At 65.8% G+C, this 6,715-nt stretch carries 6 protein-coding genes; 3 read left to right on the forward strand and 3 right to left on the reverse strand.

Annotation, left to right across the window (positions count from 1 at the left end; translation table 11 throughout):
* From JHD07_RS09385 to JHD07_RS09395, 3 genes are all read left to right on the forward strand, one after another.
* The coding region (locus JHD07_RS09385; RefSeq protein WP_291621326.1) for a hypothetical protein at positions 1-1,139 on the forward strand (1,139 nt) is incomplete at its 5' end.
* 157 nt (positions 1,140-1,296) lie between these two features.
* Entirely contained in the window at positions 1,297-2,292 is a 996-nt protein-coding gene (locus tag JHD07_RS09390) for a glycosyltransferase family 2 protein (RefSeq protein WP_291621328.1), read from the forward strand.
* A gap of 8 nt (positions 2,293-2,300) precedes the next feature.
* The gene (locus tag JHD07_RS09395; RefSeq protein ID WP_291621331.1) at positions 2,301-2,984 is read left to right on the forward strand and encodes a class I SAM-dependent methyltransferase; all 684 of its coding nucleotides are present in this window, start codon (positions 2,301-2,303) and stop codon (positions 2,982-2,984) included.
* A 1-nt stretch (position 2,985) separates the two neighbouring features.
* Here the strand turns inward: JHD07_RS09395 and JHD07_RS09400 are convergent, their stop codons facing one another.
* The 3 genes from JHD07_RS09400 to JHD07_RS09410 form a co-directional block, all read right to left on the reverse strand.
* On the reverse strand, positions 2,986-4,428 hold the full coding sequence (locus tag JHD07_RS09400) for a hypothetical protein (protein ID WP_291621332.1): 1,443 nt from the start codon (positions 4,426-4,428) through the stop codon (positions 2,986-2,988).
* A 65-nt stretch (positions 4,429-4,493) separates the two neighbouring features.
* A complete protein-coding gene (locus JHD07_RS09405) occupies positions 4,494-5,762 on the reverse strand; it encodes an APC family permease (RefSeq protein ID WP_291621334.1) in 1,269 nt (422 codons plus the stop codon).
* A gap of 9 nt (positions 5,763-5,771) precedes the next feature.
* Entirely contained in the window at positions 5,772-6,611 is an 840-nt protein-coding gene (locus JHD07_RS09410) for a universal stress protein (protein ID WP_291621335.1), read from the reverse strand.
* Between the last annotated feature and the right edge of the window lie 104 nt (positions 6,612-6,715).

Here is a 6,715-nt window from a genome sequence, read left to right on the forward strand (position 1 = left end):
GCTGGGGGTTCGTGAATTTCGAGTTCGGGCTCGGCCTCGCGCTCTGGGGCATCGCCGTCTACCTGCGGCTGGCCGACGGCCCCTGGCCGCTGCGGTTCCTTGCCAATCTGATCTTCGTCACCGCGCTCTACGTGGCGCATTTCTTTTCGCTCGGCATCTACGGCGCAACGCTCGGCCTTTTCGAGCTGTCGCGCATCCGCCAAGGCCGGGGCGCGTATCCCGTCGCGGCCGCGCGGCTCGGCGCCTTGGCTCTCCCGGCGCTGGCGCTGTTTGCGATTATGCGTGTCACGTCAGGCGCGATCGGAAGCGACGGCAATGATTGGTTCGTCGCATTCAAGCCGATCTGGCCGCTCCGCATCATGAACGGCTACAATCTGACGGCCGCGGCGGTGACCGGACTCGTGCTGATGACCGCGCTGCTGTTCGCCGCAAGGCGCGGCGTTCTCAGGCTCGATCCGGCCGGAATCTGGCTCGCGAGCGGCTTCGCGCTGCTCTACCTCATCATTCCCTCGAAGCTGTTCGGAACCTCGTTCGTCGATCTTCGCATGATTCCGGCTGCGGCCCTGATCCTCCCGGCGTTCTGCGCGCTGTCGCTGCCGAACCGTGCCTGGGGACTGGCGGCGCTTGCCGCGATCAGCGGCATCGTCCTGCTCAATCTCGCCGTCGTCTTCGCGGTCTGGCTGCCTTATCGCGCCGACTACGCGGCGATCATCGCCTCGTTCCAGAAGATCGACCGCGGCTCGCGCGTTCTCGTCGGCAGCACGGGCAACAATGGTGATCCGCCCTTCGCCGACCTCACCTCCTATCCGATGTATTATGCGCCGACGCTGGCCGTGCACTATGCCGACGCATTCGTGCCCAACCTGTTTACCGAAGAAGGCAAGCAACCGGTGCGGCCGCGCGCGGCGGTGCGCGATATCGCAATCCCCTATGGCGGTCCGGTGCCCACTAGCCTGCTTGCCGCGATCGCGACGGGCCAGCCGCCGGCGGACGCTCCCCAGTTCGTCCGCAGCTGGCACCGGGATTTCGACTACCTCTATGTGCTGGGACCGCCGGCCGCAAATCCGCTGCCGGATCTGCTGCATGTGTTGGAGAGCTCGCAGCGGTTCGTCCTCTACAGGATTCGCCGCAAGTCCTAGGAGCCGCGCCGTGGTTAACCGGGCTTCATCATTTTGGCCTGTCACCCATCGCGCGCTCGAGCCATGCTCCGGGCGATAGACCCTTAACGGTTCCGGCAAGGCGGCCTTAACCAGGTGCTCATAGACTTCCGCCCCTGCACCCCAATCGGACCTTCGCATGGCGGCCAGCTCCAGATCGATCCGCTACAGCCTCGTCATTCCCGTGTTCAACGAGGAAGCCGTGCTGCCGGTGCTGTTGCGACGGCTCGACCAGGTCATGTCCCGGCTCGACGGGCCGGCAGAGGCGATTTTCGTCGACGACGGCAGCAAAGATTCCAGCCCGATCGTGCTGCGCGCGCTCGCCGCGCGCGATCCGCGCTTTCGCTACATCGGCCTGTCCAGGAATTTCGGCCATCAGGTCGCCATCACCGCCGGCATGGACGCCGCGCAGGGCGACGCCGTCATCGTCATGGATGCGGATCTGCAGGATCCGCCCGAAGTGATCGAGCAATTGATCGCGAAGTGGCAGGAGGGCAACGACATCGTCCACGCCCGCCGCCTGTCGCGCGAGGGAGAGAGCCGCTTCAAGCGCGCGACCGCGCATCTGTTCTACCGGCTCCTGGGCAGGATGTCCTCGGTCGGCATTCCCGCCGATGTCGGCGACTTCCGACTGATCGATCGCAAGGTGCTGGATGCGCTGAAGCAGATGCCAGAGCAGGATCGCTTCGTGCGCGGCATGATCGCCTGGCTCGGCTTCCGGCAGGCCGAGGTCGCCTTCCACCGCCTCGAGCGCGCCGCGGGCGAAACCAAATACCCGCTGTTCAAGATGATCCGCCTGGCGGTGAACGCCGCGCTCGGCTTTTCCGATCTGCCGTTGCGGCTCGCGATCTGGTGCGGATTGACGGTCTCCGGACTCGCGCTGCTCTATGGCGGCTGGGTGGTCCTGTTGTGGCTCAGCAAGGACAGCCATTTGGTGACCGGTTGGTCCTCGACGATGGTCGTCGTGTCGCTCTTGTGCGGCATCAACATGCTGATGACGGGTATCGTCGGGCTCTATGTCGGGCGCATCCATGCCGAGGTGAAGCGCCGCCCGCTCTACGTGGTGCAGGCCCGCATCGGCTTCGACCGCGACGCGGCGTCGGCGACGCCCGCGATCCACGCCGTCAACGAGTGACCCCGCGCATGGCCGAGCTCTTCGACGGATATCACGACAACTACCGCGATGTGGTTCAATCCTCGATCGACTTCTCGGGCCTGCCGCACGACTTCTTCATGCGCGCCAAGGCCGATCTGCTGCGCGAGCTGATCGCGCAGAGGCTCGGCACGGAACGGCCGGACATGCTGGACGTCGGATGCGGCGTCGGCAGCCTTCATCCGCTGCTGCACGGCATGGTCGGCCGCCTGAGCGGCATCGACGTTTCCCCGGCGAGCCTGTCGCAGGCGCGCGATCACAATCACGGGGTCGACTATCGGGAGTTCGACGGCCGCAATTTTCCGTTTGCCGACGCCAGCTTCGACCTGGTCACGGCCATCTGCGTGATGCACCATATCGTGCCGGCCGAATGGGCGCGGTTCATCGCCGAGATGCGGCGCGTGACGCGCCCCGGCGGGCTCGTCTGCGTGATCGAGCACAATCCGTACAATCCGCTGACGCGCCTCGCCGTTGCGCGCTGCGAGTTCGACCGGGACGCGGTCCTGCTCGGCGTTGGCACGACCCGGAAGCTGATGGCGGCGAGCGGCCTGCACGAGGTCGGTGCGCGGCATTTCCTGCTGCTGCCCTGGGACACCAAGCCGGCGCGGCGTCTCGAAGCGGCCCTCAGCGGGGTCTGGCTCGGGGGCCAATACGCCGCCTTCGGCACGGCTTGAATTATCTTTGCTGATCGCGGCGCTTGTGCACGACCGCCACATCGTCGCTGTAGACCCGCTGCCACTGCGGTAGCCGGTCGAGCATTGCGACCGCCGGCGTGCTCGGAGCGAGCAGCGTCGCGCCGATGCTGTAGTCGTCGAGCAGCTTGAGAAAGTCTCCGAGGTCGATCAGCGCCAGCGCGCGGTTATAGCGGTCGATGAACGGCCCGCCATACAATTCGCCGCGGCCGTCGATGAAAGTGGGAATGCCGGCAAAGATCAAATAGCCGCCGAAACCATAGTCGTTGAGCACAGGACCCGCCTTGGCGAGGCCGGCCTGGGCGACCGCGGCCTGGGGCGTGATGGACGGAGCCGGCCTGACCTCGCGCGCCAGGGCCACGGCGCTGATCGCGATCAGCGCACCGAGCCCTGCCAGCTTCAGGCCACGCGAGGGAGCCGCCGCATCCTCTGCGACCGGTCCGCCGAGGGTCCGGCCCAGCGGGGCCGCCAGATAGAGCGGCGCCAGCAGGGCAAGCAGATCCGCATTGCGCATCTGCGCCAGCGCGAAATGGAGCAAGCCGATCAGCACCAAGGCCCTCACCACCGGCAGCGTGACGCCGCGCGTTAGCGCGAAGATGCCGCCGAGCAGCAGCAGTTCGAAGCCGCCTATGCGACCGAAATCCTGCGGTCGCCATTCCGAGATCCAAGCCAGCGCCGGACCGAGGCCGAGTGTCGTCAGCGGCATCAGAAGGGGTTCTGGGCCGTGCGGCGTCAGGCACGACGCCGCCAGGGCAAGCGCCGAGAATGGCAGCCAGCGCAGCAGCACGCGCGGCCATTCGCTTCGCGGCTCACGCAGCAACGCTTCGAGCACAGCCGGGCCGATCAACCCAAGCGCCAGCACCACGCTGCCGTGCAGATTGGTCCACAACACCAGCGGCGGCAGCGCCCAGTATGGCGGAGGCGTGCCGCGATCCATGCAACGAACCAGCGCGGCCGCCCAAATCACCATCAGCGGCAGCACGAGGACATGCGGCCGCGCCAACATGTGCGGCGCCACCAGGATGATCGCTGCGATCACCATGAGCAGGGTGAGGCTTGGCGAAAGCGAGCGCAGCAGGAAAAACGTGAGCAGGGCGAAGGCGAGCGCTATCGCGGCGGCCGCGATCGCGACCACGCCAGGCCAGCCGGCAAGCGCGTAGACGGCGGCATAAATGACCTCGGACAACCATTCGAATGGGACCCAGGGCGCACCATGCTTCGAAAACGAAAAGGGATCGCTCGCCGGCAGGGAGCCATGCGCGATGATCCAGCGCCCGATCTCGACGTGAGAATAGCTGTCGGGATCGCCGAGCAGCCGCGGCCCGGCCACCAGCAACACGGCATAGAGGCCGAGCCCCACCGCCCAGGGGAGCGCTGCACGTGCCGGAAACGGTTGAACCGCGCTGTGGGCGACCTGATCAGTCATGGCGGGCCAAGTTAGGCCGCAAGCGTTAAGTTCTTCTTAGTGTTTCCCGCGTGCGCGAAAGCGCGCTATCCGAACAGATCGATCAGGAGCAATGCGGCGCTTGTGAACAGCCCCGCAATCGGCACCCAGATCGGTACGACGAACACGCCGGCAGGAGGTGCCGCTTCCTTCGCCTTGATCCGAAGAAGGGCCAGGTTGACCAGAACGAAAATCCCGAGCGTCAGGCGCGAGGTCCATTCGGCCAGTCCGGTCAAGGGAACGCCGAGAGCGAGGATCAGGATGGCGCCGACTCCGAACAGAGTTGCGACCACCGGCGCGCCAGTTCGGGCGTTCACCCGGGCGAGCAGGGCCGGAAGGCTGCCCTGGTCCGCAAGCCCGTACAGCACGCGTCCGATCATGAGCATGTGAACGATGATTCCGTTGACCGTCGCAATGATCGCGACGGCGCTCAGGACCCAGAGAGGAAGACCGGTCAACCGCTGGAACACCAAGGCAAGCGGAGCCGAGGAGTGCGCGAGCTCGGCCGGGGGCACCGCAACCACGGCGACCCAGACCACAACCATGTAGAGCAGCGCCGTCACGCCGAGGGTGATCAGCAGCGCCCAGGGCAAGGTGCGGGACGGATCCTTCATTTCCTCGGAGATGTTCACCAGGTGCTCGAACCCGATGAACGCAAAGACGGCAAGCAGCGTCGTCTGCGCGATCCCGGCCCAGGCCGCTTCATCGCCGATGGGGACCCACAATTCGGGCAGCCGCAAGATCAGGGCGTCGCCCTGAACCAGCCCGGCCCCGACGATGAGGACCAATCCTCCGATTTCCACCACCGTCATCAGCCCGGCGAAGCTGATGGATTGAACCGCGGACAGGCAGGCGATCGCTCCCATCGCAAGCACGACGCCCGCGATGATCCAGCTGGAAGGCAGCGGCAGGAACACGCCGACGTAGCCGGCGCTGCCAACCGTGATGGTCGCCCCGGAGATCGTCGCCGCGGCAACGACGAGCAGCCCTGTGGCGCCGGAGAGCCACTTGCGATGGAATGCGGCCTGGACATAGGCAGCCTCGCTGGCCGCAACCGGCAGGCGCGTGCCGAGCTCGGCGAAGGTGCCGGCCGTCATGCCCATCACGACCGCCGCAGCGAAAAATGCCAGAGGCGCGTGCATTCCGCTCCGCGCGGCAGCCGCTCCGACCAGGACGTAGATTCCGGCGCCGATCGTCACGCCGAGCCCGTAAAGCACCGCGTGCGTGAGCGTGAGCGATCTGATCAGCTTCGTTGAACCGTCCGGCGTTTTCCTGATGCCGGGCTGCTGACTGGCAGCTGTTCCCACCTCCAGCATGGCCTGGGATCAATGGGAGAACAGGATCGGGATCGGCGGCTTGGACAGCAGCGCCCTGGTCGCGCCGCCGAGCACGAATTCCCGCCACCTCGGCGTTCCGTACGCGCCCATCACGAGGACGTCGATGCCGTGGGAGAGCAGGTGGGCTGCGAGGACCTCGCCAATCGGCTTGCCGCCGGCATCGATCTTGTCCAGCACGACCTCGACACCGTGACGAGCCAGATTCTTCGCCAGTTCTTCGGCGGAGTGTTTCGAATCGAGGGCTTTTTCATTGGTAACGGTCACGACGCGCACGGTTTTCGCCGCTTCGAGCAAAGGAAGCGCGTCGGAAACCGCGCGCGCAGCAGTGCGGCTGAAGTCCCAGGCCACGCAAACGGCATCAAGCCGGAATGGATGCGAGCGCGGAGCAGTGGGGAGGATCAGCGTCGGCCTGCCGGATTCGAAGATCACCTCCTCGGCATAGCCGAGATCATGGGATTCCCGCACCGCCATGATCGTGAGATCGCGAAGCCTCGCATAGTCGACCAGCAGTGCCGCCTCGCCTGCGGTTGCACATTGCTCGAAGATGATCTCGTGCCGAATGCCGGATTTCGCGGCCGAGGTTTCGAATGCCGCCAGCAGCGCTTTCGCGTTGTCGCGGCTCTTGGCCGCCTCGCGCGCAACGAGCGCGGGAATGTCCAGGATGGCATCCCCGAGCAGGCTCCCGCGCACTTCGGCATGAACCTCGCAGGAAATGGCGGCAAGATGCGCATCCAGAACGGCGGCTATCTCAACCGCGCCGTCGATCACCGAAACCGGCGTTGGTTGCGGATAGCTCGTCAGGGTCAACAAAACATCCTTGAAGGCCATGGCTCCCTCCTTTGACGAGTGGGAGCCTAGCGCGATCGAGGTCCACTCTCTTGACCGACCGCAAGCCATTCAGGCGGAATGGCTGTGGCAAAACGGCCTAGGCA

The organism is Bradyrhizobium sp. (assembly GCF_016462955.1).
In the GTDB taxonomy this organism is placed as follows: Bacteria; Pseudomonadota; Alphaproteobacteria; order Rhizobiales; family Xanthobacteraceae; genus Bradyrhizobium.

Coding starts and splice junctions, on each gene's coding strand:
- JHD07_RS09390 (WP_291621328.1), top strand. CDS start 1,297: ATGGCGGCCAGCTCCAGATCGATCCGCTACAGCCTCGTCATTCCCGTG.
- JHD07_RS09395 (WP_291621331.1), top strand. CDS start 2,301: ATGGCCGAGCTCTTCGACGGATATCACGACAACTACCGCGATGTGGTT.
- JHD07_RS09400 (WP_291621332.1), bottom strand. CDS start 4,428: ATGACTGATCAGGTCGCCCACAGCGCGGTTCAACCGTTTCCGGCACGT.
- JHD07_RS09405 (WP_291621334.1), bottom strand. CDS start 5,762: ATGCTGGAGGTGGGAACAGCTGCCAGTCAGCAGCCCGGCATCAGGAAA.
- JHD07_RS09410 (WP_291621335.1), bottom strand. CDS start 6,611: ATGGCCTTCAAGGATGTTTTGTTGACCCTGACGAGCTATCCGCAACCA.